Genomic DNA, 23,375 nt, shown 5'->3' with positions numbered 1-23,375 from the left:
TGCGGCGTGGATTAGCAGTGGTATCATTCGGGTATTACAAAAAGTAAAGGGCAATTTTACTATGACCAAAGCACCTGTTGCTCCTGTGGTGCTAGTCATTTTAGACGGATGGGGCTACTGCGAGGAAAAGCGAGGAAACGCTATTGTTGCTGCTAAAACTCCCATTGTGGACAGTTTATGGGCGGCTTACCCACATACCCTCATCCGCACATCAGGAAAAGCCGTAGGGTTGCCAGAAGGTCAAATGGGCAACTCCGAAGTAGGTCATTTGAACATTGGTGCTGGGCGAGTTGTACCGCAAGAACTGGTACGCATCTCTGATGCGGTCGAAGACGGTTCTATTGCCTCAAACCCAGCACTCGTCAAAATTTGCCAGGAAGTTCGTTCTCGGAATAGTAAGCTGCATCTAGTCGGTCTTTGTTCGGAGGGAGGGGTACATTCACATATCACCCATCTATTCGGACTACTTGACTTAGCCAAAGACCAGCGAATTCCAGAAGTTTGTATTCACGCTATCACCGATGGTCGTGACACCGCCCCAACTGACGGTGTAAGAGCAATCACATTGCTGCAAGATTATATAGACCGCGCGGGAATTGGACGCATAGTCACCCTCAGCGGTCGCTACTACGCGATGGATCGTGATCACCGCTGGGATCGGGTCAAGCGCGCCTACGACGTGATGACTCAAGATGGTGCAGGTGGCGATCGCACGGCTGTAGAACTCTTGCAAGCATCTTACGCCGAAGGGGTAAAAGATGAATTTGTCAACCCCATCCGAATTGCTCCAGGTGCAATAGAACCAGGGGATGGGGTGATATTTTTCAACTTCCGCCCCGATCGCTCCAGACAACTGACTCAAGCTTTGGTCAGTCCCACATTTAACGGTTTTGAAAGACAGCAAATCACACCACTGTCCTTTGTCACCTTTACGCAGTATGATTCAGACTTACCCGTGGCTGTAGCCTTTGAGCCGCAGAATCTCAGTAACATTCTGGGAGAAGTCATAGCCAATCATAGTTTGAATCAGTTCCGCACTGCCGAAACCGAAAAATACGCCCACGTCACCTATTTCTTTAATGGGGGTCTGGAGGAACCTTTTGTTGGAGAAGATCGGGAACTGGTAAGCAGCCCGATGGTAGCGACTTACGATCATGCCCCGGCGATGTCAGCAGCAGCAGTTACAGATGTAGCGATCGCAGCGATTCAAAAAGGTACGTATTCTCTAGTTGTGATTAACTATGCCAACCCAGACATGGTAGGGCACACTGGTCAAATCGACGCTACCATAACAGCAGTTGAAACAGTCGATCGCTGTTTGGGTCGCTTGTTAGAGAGCGTTATCAAAGCCGGCGGTACAACAATTATTACTGCTGATCACGGCAACGCTGAGTATATGCTAGATCATGGGGGTAATCCCTGGACGGCTCATACCACTAATCCTGTCCCCTTCATCTTGGTGGAAGGAGAGAAAGTCAAAATCCCTGGATATGGTACAAATGTCGAACTGCGAAGCGATGGCAAGCTATCCGACATTGCCCCCACAATTCTAGAGATTTTACAGCTGCCTCAGCCACCAGAAATGACCGGGCGATCGCTGCTGAAAACAGCAGAATATGAGCTACAACGTACTCGTACTCCCGTGCAAGTAGGGCTGTAAAATAGTGCTGAGTGCTGAGTGCTGAGTGCTGAGTTAGGAGTTTTTAGTGAACTCCTAACTTTTGAATTCTGAATTTTGAATTCTGAATTCTGTTTTTTGAAACTTTTTATAAATGAGATTCCTACCATGACAATTAGTAATATCGTGCAAGGCATTTGGGCATTTTCTGCCACTGGTTTGATTATCTTAGTTTTGCTGCATAGCCCTAAAGGTGATGGCGTTGGCGCTATTGGCGGACAAGCACAGTTATTTAGCAGCACAAAGAGTGCAGAAAACACCTTAAACCGAATTACTTGGGCATTGACAGTAATTTTTCTCGGTTTAACAGTAGTTTTAAGTGCTGGTTGGCTGCCTAAATAAGGATAGGTAAATGGGGAAAATAACCCAACATCCGATACTTAACACCCTAATAAATTTAATTTCAAGACGGTTAATTGTAGCTCTTGCCTTGTTTCTTGGCACAGGGCTATTAGTCGTTTTTACTAATATCGAGTTGAGTGATGGGTTTACAATAATACCAAAATATGGGTATTCGGATTTAAGAATCTCTCTACCCTCATCTTCCCCAAAACCCCATCCCTTACCGCCCACACTTGCACAGTGGCAAGATAACACTAACGGTGGTGACTACTTTTCCCAAGTCACAACAACCCAAGTTGGTTATTTAGTCTGGTCGCAATTTCCCGTTCGAGTTTACGTAGAACTACCAAAAGCCATCAGCGAAAAACAAGCTCAAGTATGGGTTAACAGTGTCTTGCAGGGTGTACAGGAGTGGAGTACTTATTTACCTTTAACAATAGTCGAACAGCCAGAAGTTGCTGACATTATGATCGCGCGAAAAGCGCCACCTCTACAAATTTCCCCTGGTAGTAATATACCTCGTGCGCGATCGGCACAAACTACTTACGAGTTATACACCACCAACAAGGTTTTATCCCACCGCTTCACCATCTTGTTAAGTCCCAGTCAAACAGGTGAGTATATCCAAGCCGCAGCCCGTCACGAATTCGGTCATGCGTTGGGAATTTGGGGTCATAGTCCGCTACAAACTGATGCCCTATATTTTTCCCAAGTTCGTAACCCGCCGTCTATTTCTCTCAGAGATGTAAATACTCTAAAGCGGGTTTATGAACAACCAACTACTTTGGGATGGTCTTTAATTGATAATTCAGCGACTTAATTTTATGGTGTTGCTGAGTTAAAATATGAATATGTTTTATATAAAAAATCAAAATTTAAGATTAAGGCAACCAATTTTTATCCAAAATTTGCTCTAAAGTATAAGCACATAATTCAGGTAAATTGGTTAAATTCGTTTTAGCTTTAACATAATCTAAGGCATTGCTATAAATTATGTTGAAATTCTCCTCTAAATGATTGCGTAAATTAGCACTTAAATCTTCATTTAGTTGGTTCCGAAAACTAATAATTTCCGCAGCCCAATGATTAGCATTTCTTGGCTTTTCTAAATCCCAATATTGATAAAGTAATAAATGTCTAATAATCTGTTCTAATAAACTTCTTACTCGCCTTTTTTCATTTTTAGCCAAATCTTCCAATTCTTCTATTAAGTTTTCATAGTCAATGTCTCCTAATTGTCGATTTTTGAGACCTTTAATAGTCTCCTCTAACCATTGCAGGTAATTGGATTCATATAATGTTTTTATGTCGATGATTGCAGTCATTTGTTCATTTTGTAGCTTTAATTTTTGCCGATAATTGCCCAGAAAAAAACATACACAGCACCCATAAGCTAAGTCAGAAGATATCCAACGACTCCCAGAAGAATAATCAACCGAAAGTTCTACCCTACCCTCAGTAATCCAAGTCTCTCGCTGTTCACCCTGAATCGACTGTACAATTTTTTAACTTTAGATAGCCTTGTAAAACTGGTAAGAGAATTCTTAGTTAGGTATTTGTATTTTACCCGATCGCACTTATTGCCATCTTAAGATTTACAGTGCGATCGCACTTCTTCCCTTTCCTTACGCTCTACGACTTAGCGGTAGAGGTCGCTGTGCTAAAACTTCTTTATAAAGTTCTTCCAGTAGAGTAATATTTTTACTCAGGGTATAGCGGTCTAATACACGCTGTCTAGCTTTTTGCCCCAGTAACGTTGTTAACTCAGGATGGTCTTGTAACACTGGCAAGAGTGTTTTTAATTGCGATCGCGCTGTTTTAGTATTAATAACAACACCTGCGCCCTTTTCCAAGACTTCTCCATCTGCACCCACATCTGTTGCTAAACAAGCTAACCCACATGACATTCCTTCTAACAGAGATAGGGATAAACCCTCAACCAACGAAGGCAAAACAAACACATCTGCGCCCCGCAAAATTTCGATGCGTCGGTCTTCATCAGCGACAAATCCCAACCAGATAATACCGTATTCTGAACCATAAAACGGCTCCAAGGAAGACTTCAAAGGGCCGTCGCCAACAATTAGCAACTTAGTACCAGGCTCCATTGCCGACTGTTTCCAAGCACGGAGGAGAGCTTCGACATTTTTCTCTGGCGCTATGCGACCCTGATAGACAAACAACCGATCGGCTTTAAATTCTGCTTTGATTTTAGAAAGTCCTGGAGAATATTTAGCGGTATCAACCCCATTAGGAATTACGGCAATATTTTCTTCCCTTACGCCCATCCCTGCCAATAATTCTCGCTGAATTTGGGAAAATACAATCACGCGATCGTAGTTAACTAAAAAAGGTGCGTAGAGCTGATAAGCCAAAAGTTGTGTTCCCGATATCAGCTTTGCTCCCTTGCCAGCAAACGGTGTGTGAAAAGTGGCAACTAAGGGCAACCTCAGTTCCTCACAGATTTCCGGTAGAAAAAAGTCTAGAGGAGATAACGTCAAGGAAGCATGGACTACATCTGGTTTGATTTCCCGCAGTGAATCGGTTAAAACTTTGGTGGCTTTAAAAGTGGGAATTGTGTAAACCTGGGACTTGTAAATGAAAGGTAGGGAAACCTCTCGAAGATTTGGCCAGTTGTCAGGTTCAGACTCTTCCTGGGCGAAGTGAAGAAAGCTAACTTGATGTCCCCTATCTAGCAAGGCATTTGTAATTTCTCGACTGTAGGTGACATTGCCGCAAAAGGGTGTTTTTTTTCCAATCCAGGCTATACGCATTCTTTATTTAGCTGTAATAAAAGCAGGTTTGAGCTATTACTTTTGTGTCCTTTGTGATTTATCTTTTATCTAGCTATACTTGCTGGTTCTTTTATTTATTAAAAATTTCCACAACTTTCTACCAGTTTAAAAAGCTTATTTTAAGCTGATTAAACCAGTGGATTTATGGCTTTATTTATTCTACTTATAAGTTGTTAATTTCTAATATTTAAACAACTTACTCTGAACTAATGTCAGATTCATATCCGGCAAGTATGTGATAAATTTTCACTGACCACAGTTTACCATGAACGCAAAAGCTTTAAGTAAATATTAATTACTTCAAGGTAATGAATAATAACTCCTCTTAGCTGATAACTACTTGTGTGAGTTATACCAGGTTAATATACCTCCTGAAAAGACGATCGCAGCTAATCCCAAAAAAACTACCTGTAGTCCTAGAAAAGTTTCTGCGACACCAGCTAATGCTAAAGGTAAGGAGAGGGCAATATTAATTACATTGTTCTGCAAGCCAAAAACTTTACCACGCATTTCTGGAGGTGTTTCTGTTTGGATTGCGGTTTGCATGGGAATTCCCACTAGTGCCCCAAAGATACCTAAGAGCGCTACCAGTAACAAGACGAGCCACAGTTGAGTTGTAAACACTGACAGACCAATCAGGGATGCTGCCATACCCATACAACCGCACAGACTTAGCTGGGTGTAAGAGAAGCGTTGACCAAATTGACCGAGAATTGTTGCTCCCGCCGCGATGCCAACACCGCCAGCTGCTAGTAAAAAGCCGAACTGGGAGGCTTTCATGTTGGGAATAATTTCTGCCATCCGAACGGCTAGAACAGTTAATGCTGCAAAGACAGAAAACAAGATAATCAGTTGAAGCAAAGCGTTGCGGACGCGATGATTTGCTTTGAGATAGGCAAAACCGTCTCGTAAGTCAGAGAATACGTGAGGGAATTCTGTATCGGGGTGGTGGTGTTTTTCGTTAGTTGCCAGGAGGAACAAAATTAGTCCAGCGATCGCATAACTACCACCTACTAAAAGTTCTTTGCCCAAACTACCACTACCACCAATTTGCAGCCAAAGTCCATCTGCGATCGCTAACAACGGTTCTCCAACGGCAAACCCAACAATCACCGATGCCATCATCGTTGTTGTGTAAAGCGAATTAGCCGAGAGTAAATGCTGTTCTTCTACGATTAAGGGAATTGCCGCTTGTTCTGCCGGGGCAAAAAACTGCGTCAGTGTGGAAACTAAAAAAGTCACACCCAGAACGATCAAAAAACCCACTGGCAGCACTCCTATGGGTTTCCAGTCATGAGTCAACCACACCAGGAAGGGAATTGACAAAACTAGGATGCCGCGCCAAATATTCGTTGCCACCAGCACAGCCTTTTTCGACCAGCGATCAACAAACACGCCAGCAACGGAACCAAACAATACGGCTGGAATCGTAAAAGCCATCATCAAGACTGATACCCAACCACTAATACTCTGATTGCTTCCTTGAAACTGAGTATTAATCAAGGCAATCATCAGCACCAAATAAACTTTATCTGCCAATTGGGAAAAAACTTGACCACCCCAAAGAGCTAAGAAATTAGGATTTTTTAATACAGGTAAAAATCCCTGCTGTTTTACATTCCCTGCAATAGCTTCTCCACCTGAACCCGATCCATCTAATTGTGGTGGTTCTTTTTCTGCGATCGCGGCTACTGGCAAATTATGCCCATTGGGAGCGCCGTTCTTATCTACCTCAACAGTGGTTAATTTTTCCTCAGATTGTGTTTCTGATTGACTTGGAACATCAGTTTTTGGGATCTCCGCTGTCCAACTTTGATCGTTTTTAGAAACGTCTTTTGGGGACATTTCTTGGCCATTTATTTGACTAGATGTACACTTAGAAACAGCACTCAAGTGATTCCTGACTGTCGGATCTAATACCCTATTCTGTTTTTTGACGAGGCTTGGTGACAAAGGCAGGATTTTTTTATCCAAATCAGACGGTTGCATCATGGTTGGCAGCAAAATAAGAGTCGATTAAGGTAGCAGAGCGAATAGGGCGACCTAATTGATACTGAGCATACTGGCGCAAAGTCTGCTCAACAGATAACCAGTGATGATCTTTAGCACCATCAATTTGCCTTATCTCTGGTTGTGATAGATGTTGAAGCAAAGCCAGTTCTATAGCACCCAAACAGCAAGAAATACCTGTGATTTCTTGCCGATGCACAACAACTGTTTGGGTATTGGGCATTGGGGATGGTGGGGCCCCCTCTGGGGATAAGGGGTAAGGGGCATTGGGCATAGGGAATTGGTTATTAATCTCCCTCTGCCCCTCTTTTCGTAAACGTTCCCTAGCTTCTAAGGAAACCGTCCCACCTGCGGGGATACTAAATCCTACCTGCCAGTTAGGGTCTGTGAAGTCTGGCTTGAGGGGGTACTGAGATAGGCAACAGATTTGCACTTGTGGCGTTAGTCCTGCTAAGGCTAAAAGATGAAATACACCATGAGCCAGATGAGCTAAAACACCAGATGGATTTGCACTAGACACCATCTCCAAGCGATGAAGATGTTCATTGAACAAATCATAAAGTTCTTCTTGGGGTTGTTCGCTCAAAGCTTCACACAGAACTATTTCTGCTAAATATTGACTGGCGGCCAGTTTTCCCAAATCTTTAGCTAAACCAGGATAAGTTTTTAAAGTCTGTGCTTGAGTAATTTTATCAAGCGATCGCCCTTTGGCAATCAATAGTTCATTCACAACGAACATTCCACTCCTACCACCCAGGCTGGAGTTGTGCTTACGTGCCCCTGGAGCCACAGCTCGAATTAGACCGAATTCCCGTGTCAAAATCGTCACTATTTTATCAGATTCTCCTAGCGCCTGGGTTTTAAGATTAATACCAGTTGCTTTGTAGGTTCTACTCATTAGTCATTAGTAGTCATTAGTCACTGGTCACTAGCTTAGGACAAATGACATAGACGCTTCTGCGGCTTCCCGCAGGGTAGGACAAATAACTATTCACCCTTTCCCAGGTTATCGCGCTGGCGGATCAAATCCATGCCGCGAGATGTACCTAATCTAGTAGCACCAGCTACGATTAAGTCTAGGGCTTGATTGATTGTATGGATACCACCTGAAGCCTTAATTCCCACCCTTTCTTTCGCCAATTCCTGCAAAAGTCTTACATCTGCCACTGTTGCACCACCATTCCAACCAGTACTGGTTTTTAAGAATGCCGCTCCCGCCTCCATAGCTATTTCAGCAGCTATTTTTTTCTCCGCATCCGTCAAAAGGTTGGTTTCCAAAATTACCTTGACGGTTTGCCCAGTCTCTTCGCAAATTTCGGCAATCTCTCGATGGACTTCTTCAGTTTTGCCAGCTTTCAACCAGCCCAAGTTTATAACCACATCCAACTCAGTGGCCCCACTATCTGCCGCTTCTTGAGCTTCATACAGTTTCACGGCTGAAGTCGTTGCACCAGAAGGAAAGCCTATCACCGTGCAAACTTTGGGGTTTTTACCGTGGAGGAGTTCGACTGCTTGCTTGACATTAGCGGGGAACAGACAAACCGCCGCAAAGTTGAATCTATATGCTTCTTCACACCATTGCTCAACCTGCTCTGGAGTAGCTGTTGGCGTTAATAGGGAGTGATCGATAAATGGCGCAATATCAATATCTGGATAGTCTGCTGCCATCGTGTCTTCTGCCAGTGATTGATTATTAAACTATATAAAAAATTAAAACATTTCTTATATATATATTAAACCACATTTATTACGAGTTTATCCTGAAAACAAGCTGCTGAATTGTCTTGAATATCAGCTTTACAGATATTCCAGAATTATTGTAAGTATTTAAATTGACGTTAAGTGGTAGTAACGTTATGAATGTCAACAGTATTTTTCACACTAGTTTTTAAGAAGTTAATAATACTTTGAGCTAATGCCTTTGATGCTAAATATGGAACACCATTACCAATAGTTTTAAACATATTTGTGAGTGACATGTTCTCTGTAAGTACAAAATTTGCAGGCAAAGATTGGATAGCTAAAGCTTCTGCTACAGAAATCCGCCGGATTTTGTAAGGATGTAAATGTACTTCATTATTTCCATAGCAAGCTGTCGGAGAGTAACGCCATCTATGCAGACGCTTGAAAGACTTCCTGGAATTATCTCCTTCTTGAACAGCAGCAAATTTTGTTGTACCTGCCCTTGGTTGAAAATAGTGTTCAGCATTGGGATGATTCAGAACGTTATTTTTTCTAAACCAGTATTCAACTGTCAGTTCTTCAGGTATGCCATCAGGACAAGGTGTTAGAGAATTTTCTTTGAATGGTTCACACTTACGCCAAGGGTAAGCGAAAACATTTTCTTGAGGATATAAAATAGAATTATTCCAAGGGAAAGTTTCTTCAGAAAGTAGTTTTTTATCAAATGCGATTTTCATTTCCTGAAGAAAACTATTTTTGAAGCCAATTAGGATAATTCTGTCTCTATTCTGGGGTACGCCGTATTCAATAGCATTAATTAACCGCTCTGTTAATATGTAGCCTGCTGCTTGCAATTGTTGCTTGAGCGATTCAAAAAATAAACGGTGTTTTGCCGTTTTCCATAAACCCTTAACATTCTCAAATAAAAAGAAATCAGGAAGATTGCGGCAAATTAATTCAATGTAAGAAGCGGAAAGTTTGCCATTATCTCCTAAACGTCCTCTGTTTTTTCCACCAATAGAAAAATCAGGACAGGGAGGCCCGCCGATAAAACCAATTATATGATGAGATTTGCGGCAGTCTTTGACTAATTCTTGAAGACATTGTGCTGCTTTGCCAGTAATAAGATTTTTTACATCTGCTGCTTCACCATAATGATACCCATATTCAGGCGATCGCATTTTCAGAACTTCCCGTGAATGGCGATAGGCGGCGATGAATGGGGCGAAGATTTCATTGACATAAACAATATTAAAACCGCTGGTTTCAAAACCTAAATCTAGGAAACCCGATCCAGCAAAAAAAGAGAAAATACAAGGGCGATCGCTCATAAAATTACTAGTATTACAAAACAGTATTAATTAATATCAAATTTTAAGAAAATTGGTTATATTTTTTCTTACAGGAAAATTAATACTAACTATCCCCCTTTGGTCTTAAGGGTTGGCAAACGCTAATATACTTAGGGTTTCTACGTAAGTACAAATCAAAAACGAACAATTTAAAGACTGCTTAAATAGTAAAAAAAAATTCACACTTTCCCTAAGTATCTCATATCGAAGTTTACTCAATCTTTAAGGAAAATCCCTGACAGAAAAAGAGTCTGAAGTCACAATTAAATATAGGAGTTACCAAGCTCCAAATAATGTTTTGGACAAATATTTGTCATTAAATAAAAACCGGGGTACTTCGGACTAATTTTTTATGCGGATTTTAATTTACTCCTACAACTACTATCCAGAACCAATTGGTATTGCCCCACTGATGACTGAATTAGCAGAGGGACTAGTGAAGCGTGGGCATGAAGTGCGCGTAGTAACTGCTATGCCTAACTACCCCGAACGTCAAATTTACCAAGAGTATCGGGGCAAGTGGTATGTCAACGAATACAAAAATGGCGTTCAAATTCAACGCAGTTACGTTTGGATTCGTCCACAACCCAACCTATTAGATCGGGTGTTACTAGATGCTAGTTTCGTTGTCACTAGTTTTGTACCCGCCCTCATCGGTTGGCGTCCAGATGTGATCCTCTCAACATCACCATCCTTACCAGGCTGTGTACCAGTTGCTCTTTTAGGATGGTTACGTGCTTGTCCTGTGATCTTAAATCTACAAGATATATTACCAGAAGCAGCCGTCCACGTTGGTCTACTTAAAAATAAATTACTCATCCAGTTGTTTACATTATTAGAAAAATTTGCCTACCGCACTGCCAGTAAAATTAGCGTCATTGCCGATGGGTTTGTGGAGAATTTACGATCTAAGGGTGTAGAAGCTGACAAAATTGTACAAATCCCCAACTGGGTTGATGTAAATTTTATTCGCCCTTTGCCTAAAGAAAATAACCCTTTCCGCACAGCCCATAATCTGAATGGCAAATTTTTAGTACTTTATTCTGGTAACATCGCCTTAACTCAAGGTTTAGAAAGCGTCGTCAAAGCTGCTGCTGTATTGCGTCATATCCCAGATATTGTCTTTGTCATCGTTGGCGAGGCCAAAGGTTTACAGCGATTGCAACAGGAATGTCTAGACTGCGGCGCAGATAATGTTTTGTTACTGCCATTTCAACCCCGCAAAGATTTGCCACAAATGTTAGCAGCAGCCGATGTTGGCTTGGTGGTGCAAAAGAAAAATGTTGTATCCTTCAATATGCCATCAAAAATTCAAGTGTTACTTGCCAGTGGAGGGGCCTTAGTTGCTTCTGTCCCTGATAATGGCACGGCAGCAAGAGCCATCAGGCAAAGTGGCGGCGGAGTTATTGTACCTCCAGAAGATCCCCAAGCTTTAGCGATCGCAATTTTAGATTTGTACCAAAATCCCGAAAAAGTCAAAACTCTGGGTTACAAAAGTCGCCAATATGCCGTTGAGCAATATTCTTTTGAGCAAGCTTTAAATCAGTATGAGTCCTTATGTTACTCATTGATAGCAAATCGTCAAGCAATTCAGTCTACAGGCATAGTTACAAAACAAGAAGTTTAAGCTTTGCAGCAAAGTTACATTGCATCTGTAGAAATTATAATTATGCCCTCAAATCTAGGTAGCGGGAGATTTTGAGGGTAGCTAATTTTATTAGGAAACATATAGCAATAGATAAGCAGGTTTTCAGGTGCATTGTTAAACTAAAAATCCCACGGCTTCACTTCATTCAATCCGTGAGTAAACCAATTTGTTATCCATACATGGAGATTGCTTGGTATTTTTTAATACTAAATCGCTTGTATATTACTCGCACTTTTGGTAGATTCAGTCATGAGTTTGCTGTGTTGGCTCGTAGTTTTTAGCAGGCAGCCTAAGTCTAAAGCCTAAATTTAGCCTTACCTGCGAATTACTAGCCTTAGATCACATATTATGCTGCTTGATGAATCTGCGATTATTTTCGCTGTCAATTATTGCTGGAAAGCTATTGGTTGATTTATCGCTGCACAATAACCATCAGCAATCAGCAGTTGCGTATGTCGAAATCCAAACAGCCAATTATCAAACTAGCCCCATAGACACCTGTTTTTTTGTTAGTATTCAAAAAAACCTATTGACACATTTGTTTGTCAGATCAATTGTTTGTTGTTTGTAAGTAAATGTCAACAATTGTTTCAAAAGGAAGAAAGCACCTGAGGTTTAATGACTGATTATTTCCAAGGAAATTTCCCATTGCAATCTGTCCCACTGACGAAGAGTGCGGTAATAAGCCACGGCCAAACCGAAGAGGCGAGCGAAAAATTAGCTGCAACCGCGATCGTTGCAGCATCAGACCGCAAAGCGGGTGAGATATTATTGCTCAAAGTAGCAGAGGTGTCTTACCTGGCTGATTATTTTGTGATGATGACTGGTTATTCTAGGGTACAGGTCAGGGCGATCGCTCAAGCAATTGAAGGAAAAGTCGAAACTGAGTTGCAACGCCGTCCTTTAAGGACAGAAGGAAAAGTCGAGGGGAGTTGGGTACTACAAGATTACGGTGATGTGATCGTTCACATCATGATGCCTAAGGAACGGGAATTTTATAATTTAGAAGCGTTCTGGATTCATGCAGAACGTATTTCCCTTCCAGAATCTGATGAGGGTGAGGGCAAGCCAACATGATTAGGTCTTCGGTTTCTAATTGCCCAGTTCCTACAGACCAACAACCGCTCAATGAATACGAAGAGTTAAAAACTTCCTGGCTGTTTCGTGATACTACTTTAGATTGGCGCGAGTATATCACGAAACTCGTTTGGATTTGGGGTTTATCTTGGCTTTTTGCAGGGCCCATAGCTGCGGCAAGTTTTCCCCCTCACAAGTATATTGCACATTTTATTCTCTGTGGTGCAGCGGGAGCGAGTGTCGGGTTAGTACTAATACTGGTAAGGTTGTACTTAGGTTGGTTCTACGTGTGCGATCGCCTTTGCAGTCCCACAGTATTTTATGAAGAATCAGGCTGGTACGACGGCCAAACTTGGACTAAACCACAGGAAGTCCTCAACCGCGATCGCTTAATTGTTGCATACGAAATCAAACCCATTCTGCGACGGTTACAATTTACCTTTGCTGGCTTGGCGGGAATGTACGTTATTGGTACTATAGGTTGGCATTTGTTTTAAGAGTTATTGGTCATTGGTCATTAGTCATTAGCTAAGGACTAATGACCAATGACCAATGACTAATTAATTAAAAAAGGTGATAAATATAAACCCATGACAATGGGAAAACGAACTCAAGCCGCAGCACTGGAAGTCCGGTTGCTGCGAGAAGGTATTATTGAATCCAGGCATATAGTCCAAGCTGTTGTCTGCGACGAACGAGGACGGGTTCTCACCGTTGCTGGAAATTCTGAAACTGCTGCATTTATCCGTTCAGCACTCAAACCATTTCAGGCACTCGCTGTCACCACCACAGGTACACTAGAACGCTATCAACTCAGCGATCGCGATTTAGCAATTATTACAAGTTCCCATAAAGGAAGAATAGATCAAGTCCGACAGGTATTTAACATCCTTTGGCGGGCGGATCTTGACCCGACTATACTCCAGTGTCCAATTCCTGAAGGCAAACGGAGTCCTTTAGAATACAATTGCTCTGGAAAACATGCGGGAATGTTAGCTGTTTGTCAGCAGCGCCATTGGCCCTTGAATAACTACTTGGATCGCAAGCACCCAATACAGCAATTGATTTTGGGCAAAGTAGCAGAGTTGCTACGAATGCCAGCAGCAGAATTTATTAGCGCTCATGATGACTGTGGCGCACCAACTTATCTGATGCAGCTAGGTCACATGGCATCTTTATATGCACTGCTAGCCTCTAGTACCAATTTGGATATGGAGCGGATTGTCCGTGCGATGACTCATCACCCCGCAATGGTCGCAGGAGATGGAGAATTTGATACGGAACTGATGCGCTTAACTCCAGGAGAACTAGTCAGTAAAACTGGTGCCGAAGGAGTGCAGTGCATTGGTAGACTCGGTGAAGGCTTGGGATTGGCAATCAAAGTCATGGATGGGGCGAAACGCGCAAAATACGCCGTGGCGATTCACTTACTCCAGCAAATGGGTTGGATTAGTCCCAGCGCCGCCGAAAGCCTCTCAGAAAACTTTGTCACCTTAGGAAAATACAAGCGTTTAGAAGTAATTGGAGAATTATCATTTTTGTAGTTGCCAAACTCTTGACTATAGGTTACTATAAGTAAGTCGAGAGCAACGCGGGATAGAGCAGCCTGGTAGCTCGTCGGGCTCATAACCCGAAGGTCAGTGGTTCAAATCCACTTCCCGCCACCAAATAAAAAATAAGACAAAACCCTACGATCAGTAAAGATTGCAGGGTTTTGTTTTATTTTCGATCTATTCTGGAAGAAATAGCCATCTAAAAGGCGCGGAGAATCATGGTTGTGAAGTTGCAGCGACCAATTTTAGTGGGAGGATTGGGACTGTCCTTTTCTTTGTGGATGTTGGACAGTTGGCACGATTCTATAGTACAGGTGGGTGAGTTTGGTTTGTTGAGTGCCTTAGCTGTAGGCGGTGGTTTGTGGTTATTCCAGCAAAATCGCCCGAAAGACAGTTTAGAGCAGCTAAATGGTATGGTTGTGGATCGGGCGACTGTGGAAAGTGCGATCGCTAAAACTGAAACTGTAATAAACCAGCTGGCACAAGAATCAGAAAATCATCCGGCGTTACAAACACTGCGAGAACAAGTTAACCAACTATTCTTGGAATTAGACAGACAAGAAATTAAAGTTGCTGTGACTGGCGGTAAGTCAGTGGGTAAAAGCACTTTAATTCAAGTGCTAAAGCAAAATGTCGAGACACGAAATTTCGTGTCTTTACAAGAGACAGCACCTTTATTTAGAGAAGTGGGTGAAAATTCTGATGCAGCTATTTTGACAGAAGTAGCAAAATCTGATTTTGTTCTGTTCCTGACAAACGGTGATTTGACAGACTCAGAATTTCAAACCTTACAGCAGCTAAAAGCAGTAAATCAGCCTACAATCCTGGTTTTCAACAAACAAGACCAGTATTTAGCCGATGAAAGCGCCAGCATCTTGCTGTCATTGAAACAGCGAATGCAGGGGAATGTAGTTGCAACTGCGGCCTCTCCTATTGCCATCAAAGTCCGAAAGCATGAGGCTGATGGTGCTGTGCAAGAGTGGATGGAACAACCAGCAGTAGATATCCAGCAGTTGACACAGCAGTTGGATGAAGTTTTGGTACAGCAAGGACAACGCCTGGTTTGGCTAACTACTATGAGGAAAGCCGGGTTATTGAAAGCTGAGGCGAAAAACTGGCTGAATGGAACCAGACGCGATCGCGCTACCCCAATTATTGAACAATATCAATGGATAGCTGCTGCTGCTGCCTTTGCTAACCCAGTCCCAGCCCTTGATATTTTGGCGACTGCGGCAATTAATGCTCAAATGGTAATGGATTTGGGTAACATCTATCAGCAGAAGTTTTCCCTAGAACAAGCGCAAACTGTAGCTGGAACAATGGGAAGTTTGATGCTGAAATTGGGCTTAGTTGAACTTTCGACAAAGGTGATTAGTACTGTTCTGAAAAGTAATGCCGTTACCTTTGTTGCTGGTGGCGTAGTTCAGGGAGTCAGTGCAGCTTATCTGACTAGAGTCGCAGGGTTAAGTGTAGTTGAATATTTCCAACAGCAGGAAATAGCGGTAGATTCTGGGACTGGTTTGAATTTGGAGAATTTGCGGCAAACCTTGCAAAAGGTGTTTCAGCAAAATCAGCAGATTGGTTTTTTGCAGGGATTTGTTAAGCAAGGCGTGAAGCGTTTATTGCCAGAAGTGCAACAAGTTGAAGTAGTGGGTGTTCAGAAGGCTGTAGGATAATTTCACTTACTTGGTGCTGTAGAAACATAAAATTTACCCAAGCCCATTATGGGCTTGGGTGTATTTAAGAATTATTGTGAGAGTTGAGAGTTACCAAAAAATTGTGAATAAGGATAATTAGCTAAACAGCACCACTGTTTCTATTAAACAGAATAGCTATAGTTTTGAAAATTAGCTTTAAATCGTACACCAAACTCCAATTTTTTTGATACTGCAAATCCAGACGAATTACATCTTCAAAACTACGGACTGTAGAACGGCCGTTTACTTGCCATTCGCCAGTCATACCGGGTTTCACATCTAAACGTTGCCACTCCGGTACTTCATAGCGTTCCACTTCATCGGGTGTCGGTGGTCGAGTGCCTACTAAACTCATTTCTCCTTTGAGGACGTTCCAAAATTGCGGTAATTCATCAAGACTAGTTCGCCGTAAAAAGCGCCCTACCTTGGTAATTCTGGGGTCATTCTCATTCTTGAAAAAAGCACCTTGCACTTGGTTTTTAACTTGGGATTTCTTCGCTTCCGCATCCACACACATAGAGCGGAATTTCCAAATCTCAAACCGCTTCCCCATCCAACCACAACGGGTGTGACTAAATAAAATGGGACCAGGATCGTTAATTTGAATAGCGATCGCAATGGGAATAAACAAAACTCCTGTAATTAATAAACCGACTGTTGACCCGATGATATCTAAGAACCGTTTCATCCAAGATGCCACAGAAGGGTGAGTAGCGGGTAAAGGCTCTACTTTACGGGGAGTTGTCTTCCGATTATCTACTAAGTCTTCTGGTTCTATTAGCGACCCATCAGCCACAGATTCAAGGGGAAAAACTTGATCCAATCCCGTGAGTTTTAAGACTGCCATTACCTGAGGTGTTACATTCCGCAGTGTTAATGTAATCTCTTTCGCTTGAGCGGATTTAAAATTACTGACCAGGGCACCTAAACCACTACTATCCATAAAAGTAGTTTGGTGAAAGTCAATGATGATGTGCTTGGGATGTGGATTGGTCTGGATTAAGCCTTGGCAGGTTTGCTTAAAGCCTAAAGCCTCCAGCACACTTAACCGCGTCGGCACCTGCACTATAGCGGTGTCGTTTAGGGAATTAACTGGAAAATCGACCTCTGTCGGTTGGCTAGTCATGAAGCTCTGCACTTTCGTTGCCATGTATAATGTAATCTGCCAAACATTATTTTGTCCTACAAAATTACCTAACCTAAATATCAGAATTAGTAGTAATTAGGACTAATTGCTATTTACCGGGGCTGAGATTGGAGATCGCTAGCGACGATTCACAATAGAACAAGAAGCCAAAAAACATCCTTGCTGTTGTGTCGACGCAGCGCGATCGCGTTGCTCTCATTTTATGATTGCTAAAAATACGGTTACACCTACCGCACGTCTGATTGAGGTCTTTTCTGCCATTCAAGGGGAAGGACTGAATGTAGGGACACGTCAGATATTTATTCGTTTTGCTTTGTGTGATTTGCGCTGTCAGTTTTGTGATAGTGCCCACACTTGGAATGCACCTGCTACTTGTCGGATAGAGCGATCGCCTGGATTGCGCGACTTTGAAATATACTCTAACCCTGTCCCATTACCCATATTACTCGAATGGGTGGAACAGCAAAATCTACCTTGTCTACACGATAGCATTAGCTTAACTGGAGGCGAACCACTTCTTCATGCCCCATTTTTAACGCAGTTTCTACCCCAAGTGCGAGCCATAACTGGCCTACCTATATACTTGGAAACTGGCGGACATCGCCCAGAACAACTAGCAATGATTCTCCCCTACTTAGACTCCGTAGGCATGGATTTCAAATTGCCCAGTGTTAGCGGCGAAAGTCATTGGCAAGAACATAGTAAATCTCTCCAGTTATGTTATGACTCATATTTAAATGTTTTTGTCAAGATAATTGTGTCTCAAAACACAGATCCCGCCGAGTTGGAACGTTCAGCTTCCTTGGTGGCAGAGGTTAGTCCAGATATCTCAGTATTTTTACAACCTGTTACGCCTTTGGCAGTGTCAGAACAATTTTCACCAATACCCGTGCTTGCGCCTTCCAGCGATCAAGTTTTGACCTGGCAAGCTTTGATGAAGGGGTTTATCAAACATGTCCGTGTGATCCCCCAGACGCATAAAATGCTGAACCAGTTGTAAAATTTGATTTTGATAAAGATGTAGTCAAGAAAAAAGTAAGATTTGGTGAGGAGCGAGGAATGAGGAGTTTGAAGTTTGGATTTCACTCCTAACTCCTAACTCCTAACTCCTAACTAATTACAGTGAGTCCTCATCTGGAGTTTTAGATTTAGCTTTTGCCTTATTGGCACTGCGTTTGAGGGCAGAGAGTCTTGCTTCGTATTTTGACCGTTGGCGCTTACTAGGAGTATTGTCAATCAGGGTTTTTAAGGCGCTACCAAGACTCTTGTAGGCATTGGGGAGGCTATAACCAAAACGAGTTGCCAATGCGATCGCTTTCTCATCAGCATTGAGCAATTCTCTTAGTTGCTTTTCCCCACTATTCTTTTGGTACAGTCGCCAGCCTGACACACCACAAAGCGACAAAGCTAATACCAGCAGCAATCCATCTTGTACCCACAATTCGCCTACAGCACCACCTAAACCGATGGCTAGTGCTGCCATTTCCCAACCATCTTTGGGAATTGTGTCATTTTGAACGCGAGCAACTTCATGCCAGAACAGCAGATTACGCTGATCCATTGCGAGGGCATCCCATTTCACCAAGTCAATTTGAATTTCTACCTGGTCTTTACCAATTTCTTCGCAGCGAACCAGGGGTGGATTGACTTCAGTTGTGCCTTCAACCGTAACCCAGCTTTGCAATTCTGGCGGTAATAAGCCTTTCAACCGCCGTAGTTCACTCATTTCCGCTTTGGCAGAGGAGGTTGCGTAGGATGTCATAATATCCAGCCCCAGAAAATTTCATGTATATAGTGAGGGTATCACTTTGGAGTATAGCTATTTAAGTGATGATCCGTCTCACTCAATAGGAAAACTTCCTCGCTTTTTTCGCGCTTCCATTGCTTTTTCTAGTAAATCTAACAATCCTGGGGCTTCTTCTTGGATACTGAGTAACAGTCTTTCCCCAAGTTCTATATTCCCTGGATCGAGACCTGTTGCCATCACTTCTTTTAGGCGAGGTATCGCTATGCCATCTACAATCTGAATTAACCCACTCAGACAACGGTGAAATTGCTTTTCTGTAAGAATCGAGTCTTCTAGAGGAAACTCAATAATGGCACGGATTTCACCATCAGATGGGTCATATTCCCATTGCAACATTTTGGTTTCCCAAGAAATGGCAAGCATCGTCTGTAGGATAACTCCCTTGTGAGGATGGTCTTGGATTCCTGCCAGAACTTGAGGGGCAAATACCCGAAAAAATTTTCCTTCTTCATCCAACTGGACAACTATTAGGAAATCTTCTAGGTTGTCAGCCTCCACACCTGTTATAATTCGGTCTTCTTCATCATCAAAACGGTAGTCCCAACCAAGGTTGTCTAAATAGTTGGCAATCTGTTCGAGGTTAGCTCCCATAAAAGCCTCATAAGGAACGTGGAGCAGTTGTTACCAGACCTAGTTTAACCTGCTAGGGGTAGTTGTTTGGGTTGGTGTGGATACTTCTGATTGCATAGAAGTGTGCAAGGGGATTGGGTACTGGGGATTGGGGATTGGGCATTAGCAAAAATATCCCAGTCCACAATTCCTGAGTGTTGGGCATTGCAAAGATAAGAAAAATAGATGATCGTTCGGCGTTGTGAATGACATTTTTTGAAGGATTTTTGTTCATTAGCTCATTCTTAAAGAAGCGATAATCACTATTTTTCAAATCTTAGTCAGTGATGGATATAGCACTAATTGACTTAAGTTTTAATATTTTCTTCTAGGTTTAATGAGTGTGTTGTTAGATCGAGTATGATGACAGCATTTTTAATCAAACTTGAAAGCTGAAGCCAAGTTGAGATAATTTCCCCATAGCATCCGAGGCTTTTGAATATATAAATAAAAACTTCAATTACCGCTTTTAAAAGTGAATAAACATAGCACATAGGCTGGTACAGTTTTATATTACAAGCAACAAATTGTTTTCACTAAATGATTGTAGTGAGCAATACAATTCTTTGATCTAGTAATTTATGAAGTTCATGCGTAAATCAGCTTTAATTTTAGCGATCGCACCTTTAGTTTTTGCGATCGCGGCTTGTGGTGGAGATTCAGGACAAACAGCAAGTACACCCGGCACTCCAGGCAGTACTCCAGCTGCACCAGAAAATCAAAATCGCTGGAATAACATTAAAAGACGTGGCCAGATAATTTGCGGTGTCAGTGGTGAAGTGCCAGGGTTTAGCTTTGTGGGAACCGATGGTAAATACAGTGGCATCGATGTAGATGTTTGTCGAGCGATCGCCGCAGCTTTGTTTGATAAGCCAGATGCAGTAGAATTTCGCAATCTCAATTCCAAAGAGCGGTTTACAGCTTTGCAAACTGGAGAAGTAGACATTCTCAGCCGCAATACTACCTGGACACTTAGTCGCGGAACCACAGTAGGTCTAGAATTTGCACCTGTGGTCTTTTACGACGGACAAGCCATCATGGTTCGCAAAAGTAGTAACATTAAGTCCCTGGCAGACCTCAAGAATAAAGCCATCTGCGTTCAAACTGGAACTACTACCGAACAGAACTTAGCAGACCAAATGCGGAAAAGGGGCATCACTTACAAACCCGTTGTATTTGAAGACGTTAACGTTACCTTTGCTACTTATACTGAAGGTCGTTGCGACGGGATTACAGCTGATCGTTCAGCATTAGTTTCGCGGGGTACAATTTTACCCAAACCAGAAGATAACGTGATTCTCAACGAAGTGATCTCTTCAGAACCCCTTGCGCCAGCAGTTGCTAAAGGGGATGCTAAGTGGAGTGATGCTGTTAAGTGGGTGGTTTATTCTTTAGTAAAAGCCGAAGAATTGGGCATTACTTCCCAGAATATAGGTCAGTTCGCTACTAGTACCGATCCAGATATTAAGCGCTTTTTAGGAACCGAAGGTAATCTTGGCGAAGGACTCGGCTTAACTAACGATTTCGCAGCCAGAATAATTAAACACGTTGGTAACTACGCCGAAATTTACGATCGCAACCTCGGCCCCAAGACAAAACTGAATCTAGCTCGTGGTCAAAATCAACTCTGGAACAAAAACGGACTGCTTTATTCTCCGCCGTTCCGGTAGAAGGGCAGGGGACAGGGGAGGCAGGGGGAGAAATGACTAATGACTAATTTAAAACCGTCTATATGGCGTGATGTCCGTTTTTGGAGGATTGCTTTGCAATTAGTTGCTGTATTTTTAGCAGTAGTTGTAGTAGTAATACTGTGGGGTAATCTCAAGCGCAATTTGCGGCAATTAGGTATTCCGTTTGGATTTGATTTTCTGAAGCAACAGGCATCTTTTGATATTGGCGAGAAGCTGATTAGCTACAAACCTACTGATACCTACAGTCGTGCTTTGTGGGTGGGGTTAATTAACTCCTTGCGGGTGGCGATCGCAGGAATTTTTCTGACAACCATTGTTGGGATAAGTGCTGGGATTGCCCGACTTTCAGACAACTGGCTGGTGCGGAATATCACGATGGTTTATGTAGAGGTTTTCCGCAATACGCCTTTACTGCTGCAATTGCTGTTTTGGTACTTTGCTGTTTTTATCAGTTTTCCCAAAACAGAAAATAAGATATCCCTTTGGGGTTTTATTGGTGTTAGTCAAAATGGCTTAGAATTTCCTTGGTTTACCCTATCACCAGAGTTTTCAACGTTGCTGTTGGGATTAACTTTCTACACAGGTGCGTTTATTGCAGAAATTGTGCGAGGTGGGATTCAATCAGTACCGAAGGGACAATGGGAAGCAGCGCGATCGCTAGGATTAAAACCAGGGTTAGTAATGCGGTTGGTAATTTTTCCCCAAGCTTTGCGGGTAATCATTCCACCGTTAACGAGTCAATATCTGAATTTGACCAAAAATACCAGTTTAGCGATCGCGATCGGCTACCCCGATATTTATTTTGTCGCCTCCACCACTTTTAACCAAACTGGGAAAGCCGTAGAAGTGATATTACTGATTATTCTCACCTATCTCACCCTGAGTTTGACCATCTCTGTAGTGATGAATTTATTCAATCGCAGCGTGCAAATTAAAGAAAGATAAGGGTGATGAAGGTGATGAGGGGGATAAGGAACCAGTTGAACTCGGAAGTTGAGCCTCTGAACTCGGAAGTTGAGCCTCTGAACTCGGAAGTTGCGCCTTTGAACTCGGAAGTTGCACCTTTAAGGTTGAAATATGAGTTTTGACCAATGACCAATGACTAATGACTAATGACAAATGAATAATGACAAATTAACTTGGCTCCGTAAAAACCTGTTTAGTACTTGGTATAACAGCTTGTTAACTGTTGTCTGTTTAGTATTTCTGTTTTGGGTAGTGCGAGGAATTATAACTTGGGCAACTACTCAAGCACAATGGGCGATAATTCAGGTTAATTTACGTTTATTTCTAGTTGGTAGATTTCCGCAAACGCTATATTGGCGAACTTGGATTGTGCTAGCGATCGCTTCGACTTTAGGCGCTATAACTGGCGGTGTATTCTTTAGTAAACAACAGTTAACAAAGCGGGGAATTGCTTTGTTTGCTTTCATCATCGGCGTTTTGTTAGTTGTTTTACCACTGGATTTTACATCCCGCCTTTGGTTATTGTTAATTGCAGTTTTAGTATTTGCAGGTTTTGGCATTGGAGGAAAGTTTACTAAGGTACTAACTCCTTGGCTTTCCCTATTATGGTTATTATCTTTCCCGATAATTTTATGGCTAATTGGTGGTGGATTCGGATTGCAGCCTGTACCTACAAATTTGTGGAACGGTTTGCTACTTACCTTACTAATGGCAGCAGTGAGTATTGTACTTTCCTTTCCTATTGGGGTTTTACTAGCTTTAGGGCGCACAAGCAATTTGCCTGTAGTCCATTGGTTTTCTATCCTGTATATCGAAATTATTAGGGGAGTACCACTGATTGGAATTTTGTTCTTAGCTCAGGTAATGCTTCCCTTGTTTTTATCAGCAGATGTGCGTCTAGATCGGGTATTAAGAGCAATTGCTGGACTAGTACTATTTAGTGCCGCATATATGGCAGAAAACGTCCGTGGAGGACTCCAATCAATTCCTCGCGGGCAAATTGAAGCTGCGAAAGCACTAGGTTTTAATACACCTTTAGTAGTGATATTAATTGTCCTACCTCAAGCCTTACGTAGTGTTATTCCTGCGATCGTTGGTCAATTTATTGGCTTATTTAAAGACACTTCACTCTTATCTTTGGTAGGATTAGTGGAACTTACAGGTATTGCCCGTTCAATATTGGCACAACCACAATTTCTCGGCCGCTATGCAGAAGTTTATCTATTTATTGGATTTATTTACTGGGTATTTTGTTACTCCATGTCGTTAGCTTCTCGGCAATTAGAAAAACAGTTGAATCAGTAGTTTAGAGATTTTAAA

General features: G+C 42.3%; 21 protein-coding genes and 1 tRNA gene. 13 read left to right on the top strand and 9 right to left on the bottom strand.

Going from position 1 to position 23,375, the window contains the following annotated elements; translation table 11 throughout:
• The first annotated feature begins 61 nt into the window (after positions 1–61).
• The 3 genes from gpmI to HWQ39_RS18555 all read left to right on the top strand — a co-directional run bounded on the left by gpmI (position 62) and on the right by HWQ39_RS18555 (position 2,840).
• Entirely contained in the window at positions 62–1,660 is a 1,599-nt protein-coding gene (gpmI, locus tag HWQ39_RS18565) for a 2,3-bisphosphoglycerate-independent phosphoglycerate mutase (RefSeq protein WP_292848110.1), read from the top strand.
• Positions 1,661–1,786: 126 nt separating this feature from the next.
• Positions 1,787–2,020 (top strand): preprotein translocase subunit SecG, encoded by a 234-nt coding sequence (gene secG / locus HWQ39_RS18560; protein WP_179066611.1) that lies wholly within the window; start codon positions 1,787–1,789, stop codon positions 2,018–2,020.
• Between the two features lie 10 nt (positions 2,021–2,030).
• Complete coding sequence (locus HWQ39_RS18555; protein WP_292848104.1) at positions 2,031–2,840, top strand: peptidase; 810 nt, start codon at positions 2,031–2,033, stop codon at positions 2,838–2,840.
• Positions 2,841–2,901: 61 nt separating this feature from the next.
• On the opposite strand, the gene HWQ39_RS18550 is transcribed toward HWQ39_RS18555, so the two are convergent.
• From HWQ39_RS18550 to HWQ39_RS18525, 6 genes are all read right to left on the bottom strand, one after another.
• Complete coding sequence (locus HWQ39_RS18550) at positions 2,902–3,345, bottom strand: DUF29 domain-containing protein (protein WP_292848101.1); 444 nt, start codon at positions 3,343–3,345, stop codon at positions 2,902–2,904.
• A 300-nt stretch (positions 3,346–3,645) separates the two neighbouring features.
• Positions 3,646–4,794 carry a glycosyltransferase family 4 protein gene (locus HWQ39_RS18545; protein ID WP_292848098.1) on the bottom strand — a complete coding sequence of 383 codons (1,149 nt, stop codon included), beginning with the start codon at positions 4,792–4,794 and terminating at the stop codon, positions 3,646–3,648.
• Positions 4,795–5,151: 357 nt separating this feature from the next.
• Positions 5,152–6,804 carry an MFS transporter gene (locus HWQ39_RS18540; protein ID WP_292848182.1) on the bottom strand — a complete coding sequence of 551 codons (1,653 nt, stop codon included), beginning with the start codon at positions 6,802–6,804 and terminating at the stop codon, positions 5,152–5,154.
• Complete coding sequence (gene recO / locus HWQ39_RS18535) at positions 6,791–7,723, bottom strand: DNA repair protein RecO (protein WP_292848096.1); 933 nt, start codon at positions 7,721–7,723, stop codon at positions 6,791–6,793. The genes HWQ39_RS18540 and recO overlap by 14 nt, the downstream gene beginning before the upstream one ends.
• A gap of 89 nt (positions 7,724–7,812) precedes the next feature.
• Positions 7,813–8,493, bottom strand: coding sequence for a deoxyribose-phosphate aldolase (gene deoC, locus HWQ39_RS18530; protein ID WP_292848093.1), 681 nt, complete (start codon positions 8,491–8,493; stop codon positions 7,813–7,815).
• A gap of 170 nt (positions 8,494–8,663) precedes the next feature.
• Positions 8,664–9,839 (bottom strand): DNA cytosine methyltransferase, encoded by a 1,176-nt coding sequence (locus tag HWQ39_RS18525; RefSeq protein ID WP_292848090.1) that lies wholly within the window; start codon positions 9,837–9,839, stop codon positions 8,664–8,666.
• Positions 9,840–10,212: 373 nt separating this feature from the next.
• Between HWQ39_RS18525 and HWQ39_RS18520 the strand changes: the two genes are divergently transcribed.
• From HWQ39_RS18520 to HWQ39_RS18495, 6 genes are all read left to right on the top strand, one after another.
• Entirely contained in the window at positions 10,213–11,487 is a 1,275-nt protein-coding gene (locus tag HWQ39_RS18520) for a glycosyltransferase family 4 protein (protein WP_292848087.1), read from the top strand.
• A 639-nt stretch (positions 11,488–12,126) separates the two neighbouring features.
• Positions 12,127–12,585, top strand: a complete 459-nt coding sequence (gene rsfS, locus HWQ39_RS18515; protein ID WP_292848084.1) for a ribosome silencing factor — start codon at positions 12,127–12,129, stop codon at positions 12,583–12,585.
• Positions 12,582–13,082, top strand: coding sequence for a CGLD27 family protein (locus tag HWQ39_RS18510; protein ID WP_292848081.1), 501 nt, complete (start codon positions 12,582–12,584; stop codon positions 13,080–13,082). The genes rsfS and HWQ39_RS18510 overlap by 4 nt, the downstream gene beginning before the upstream one ends.
• Positions 13,083–13,175: 93 nt before the next feature.
• Positions 13,176–14,129: an asparaginase gene (locus tag HWQ39_RS18505; RefSeq protein ID WP_292848078.1), complete on the top strand. Its 954-nt coding sequence runs from the start codon at positions 13,176–13,178 to the stop codon at positions 14,127–14,129.
• Positions 14,130–14,175: 46 nt separating this feature from the next.
• Positions 14,176–14,252: transfer RNA gene (locus HWQ39_RS18500), tRNA-Met, on the top strand.
• A 104-nt stretch (positions 14,253–14,356) separates the two neighbouring features.
• Positions 14,357–15,814, top strand: a complete 1,458-nt coding sequence (locus HWQ39_RS18495; RefSeq protein ID WP_292848075.1) for a YcjF family protein — start codon at positions 14,357–14,359, stop codon at positions 15,812–15,814.
• A gap of 121 nt (positions 15,815–15,935) precedes the next feature.
• Here the strand turns inward: HWQ39_RS18495 and HWQ39_RS18490 are convergent, their stop codons facing one another.
• Positions 15,936–16,985: an anti-sigma factor antagonist gene (locus HWQ39_RS18490; protein WP_292848072.1), complete on the bottom strand. Its 1,050-nt coding sequence runs from the start codon at positions 16,983–16,985 to the stop codon at positions 15,936–15,938.
• 199 nt (positions 16,986–17,184) lie between these two features.
• Here HWQ39_RS18490 and HWQ39_RS18485 point away from each other — a divergent pair, with 199 nt between their 5' ends.
• Positions 17,185–17,982 (top strand): 7-carboxy-7-deazaguanine synthase QueE, encoded by a 798-nt coding sequence (locus HWQ39_RS18485; RefSeq protein ID WP_292848070.1) that lies wholly within the window; start codon positions 17,185–17,187, stop codon positions 17,980–17,982.
• A gap of 117 nt (positions 17,983–18,099) precedes the next feature.
• Here the strand turns inward: HWQ39_RS18485 and HWQ39_RS18480 are convergent, their stop codons facing one another.
• Both HWQ39_RS18480 and HWQ39_RS18475 read right to left on the bottom strand, forming a co-directional pair.
• Complete coding sequence (locus HWQ39_RS18480) at positions 18,100–18,744, bottom strand: DUF3318 domain-containing protein (protein ID WP_292848067.1); 645 nt, start codon at positions 18,742–18,744, stop codon at positions 18,100–18,102.
• A 78-nt stretch (positions 18,745–18,822) separates the two neighbouring features.
• Positions 18,823–19,380 (bottom strand): hypothetical protein, encoded by a 558-nt coding sequence (locus HWQ39_RS18475; RefSeq protein ID WP_292848064.1) that lies wholly within the window; start codon positions 19,378–19,380, stop codon positions 18,823–18,825.
• A 608-nt stretch (positions 19,381–19,988) separates the two neighbouring features.
• On the opposite strand from HWQ39_RS18475, the gene HWQ39_RS18470 reads away from it, so the two are divergent.
• From HWQ39_RS18470 to HWQ39_RS18460, 3 genes are all read left to right on the top strand, one after another.
• Positions 19,989–21,068, top strand: coding sequence for an amino acid ABC transporter substrate-binding protein (locus HWQ39_RS18470; protein ID WP_292848061.1), 1,080 nt, complete (start codon positions 19,989–19,991; stop codon positions 21,066–21,068).
• A gap of 39 nt (positions 21,069–21,107) precedes the next feature.
• Positions 21,108–22,034, top strand: a complete 927-nt coding sequence (locus HWQ39_RS18465) for an ABC transporter permease subunit (RefSeq protein ID WP_292848058.1) — start codon at positions 21,108–21,110, stop codon at positions 22,032–22,034.
• Between the two features lie 174 nt (positions 22,035–22,208).
• The gene (locus HWQ39_RS18460; protein ID WP_292848055.1) at positions 22,209–23,360 is read left to right on the top strand and encodes an amino acid ABC transporter permease; all 1,152 of its coding nucleotides are present in this window, start codon (positions 22,209–22,211) and stop codon (positions 23,358–23,360) included.
• The last annotated feature ends 15 nt before the right edge of the window (positions 23,361–23,375 follow it).

It is taken from the genome of Nostoc sp. NMS8 (assembly GCF_017115045.1).
In the GTDB taxonomy this organism is placed as follows: domain Bacteria; phylum Cyanobacteriota; class Cyanobacteriia; order Cyanobacteriales; family Nostocaceae; genus Nostoc.
This window is presented reverse-complemented; position numbering and strand designations above follow the sequence as displayed.

What these genes read in the sequence shown, in the direction of transcription:
- gpmI (WP_292848110.1), top strand. Translation starts at nt 62, where the DNA reads ATGACCAAAGCACCTGTTGCTCCTGTGGTGCTAGTCATTTTAGACGGA.
- secG (WP_179066611.1), top strand. Translation starts at nt 1,787, where the DNA reads ATGACAATTAGTAATATCGTGCAAGGCATTTGGGCATTTTCTGCCACT.
- HWQ39_RS18555 (WP_292848104.1), top strand. Translation starts at nt 2,031, where the DNA reads ATGGGGAAAATAACCCAACATCCGATACTTAACACCCTAATAAATTTA.
- HWQ39_RS18550 (WP_292848101.1), bottom strand. Translation starts at nt 3,345, where the DNA reads ATGACTGCAATCATCGACATAAAAACATTATATGAATCCAATTACCTG.
- HWQ39_RS18545 (WP_292848098.1), bottom strand. Translation starts at nt 4,794, where the DNA reads ATGCGTATAGCCTGGATTGGAAAAAAAACACCCTTTTGCGGCAATGTC.
- HWQ39_RS18540 (WP_292848182.1), bottom strand. Translation starts at nt 6,804, where the DNA reads ATGCAACCGTCTGATTTGGATAAAAAAATCCTGCCTTTGTCACCAAGC.
- recO (WP_292848096.1), bottom strand. Translation starts at nt 7,723, where the DNA reads ATGAGTAGAACCTACAAAGCAACTGGTATTAATCTTAAAACCCAGGCG.
- deoC (WP_292848093.1), bottom strand. Translation starts at nt 8,493, where the DNA reads ATGGCAGCAGACTATCCAGATATTGATATTGCGCCATTTATCGATCAC.
- HWQ39_RS18525 (WP_292848090.1), bottom strand. Translation starts at nt 9,839, where the DNA reads ATGAGCGATCGCCCTTGTATTTTCTCTTTTTTTGCTGGATCGGGTTTC.
- HWQ39_RS18520 (WP_292848087.1), top strand. Translation starts at nt 10,213, where the DNA reads ATGCGGATTTTAATTTACTCCTACAACTACTATCCAGAACCAATTGGT.
- rsfS (WP_292848084.1), top strand. Translation starts at nt 12,127, where the DNA reads ATGACTGATTATTTCCAAGGAAATTTCCCATTGCAATCTGTCCCACTG.
- HWQ39_RS18510 (WP_292848081.1), top strand. Translation starts at nt 12,582, where the DNA reads ATGATTAGGTCTTCGGTTTCTAATTGCCCAGTTCCTACAGACCAACAA.
- HWQ39_RS18505 (WP_292848078.1), top strand. Translation starts at nt 13,176, where the DNA reads ATGACAATGGGAAAACGAACTCAAGCCGCAGCACTGGAAGTCCGGTTG.
- HWQ39_RS18495 (WP_292848075.1), top strand. Translation starts at nt 14,357, where the DNA reads ATGGTTGTGAAGTTGCAGCGACCAATTTTAGTGGGAGGATTGGGACTG.
- HWQ39_RS18490 (WP_292848072.1), bottom strand. Translation starts at nt 16,985, where the DNA reads ATGGCAACGAAAGTGCAGAGCTTCATGACTAGCCAACCGACAGAGGTC.
- HWQ39_RS18485 (WP_292848070.1), top strand. Translation starts at nt 17,185, where the DNA reads ATGATTGCTAAAAATACGGTTACACCTACCGCACGTCTGATTGAGGTC.
- HWQ39_RS18480 (WP_292848067.1), bottom strand. Translation starts at nt 18,744, where the DNA reads ATGACATCCTACGCAACCTCCTCTGCCAAAGCGGAAATGAGTGAACTA.
- HWQ39_RS18475 (WP_292848064.1), bottom strand. Translation starts at nt 19,380, where the DNA reads ATGGGAGCTAACCTCGAACAGATTGCCAACTATTTAGACAACCTTGGT.
- HWQ39_RS18470 (WP_292848061.1), top strand. Translation starts at nt 19,989, where the DNA reads ATGCGTAAATCAGCTTTAATTTTAGCGATCGCACCTTTAGTTTTTGCG.
- HWQ39_RS18465 (WP_292848058.1), top strand. Translation starts at nt 21,108, where the DNA reads ATGACTAATTTAAAACCGTCTATATGGCGTGATGTCCGTTTTTGGAGG.
- HWQ39_RS18460 (WP_292848055.1), top strand. Translation starts at nt 22,209, where the DNA reads ATGAATAATGACAAATTAACTTGGCTCCGTAAAAACCTGTTTAGTACT.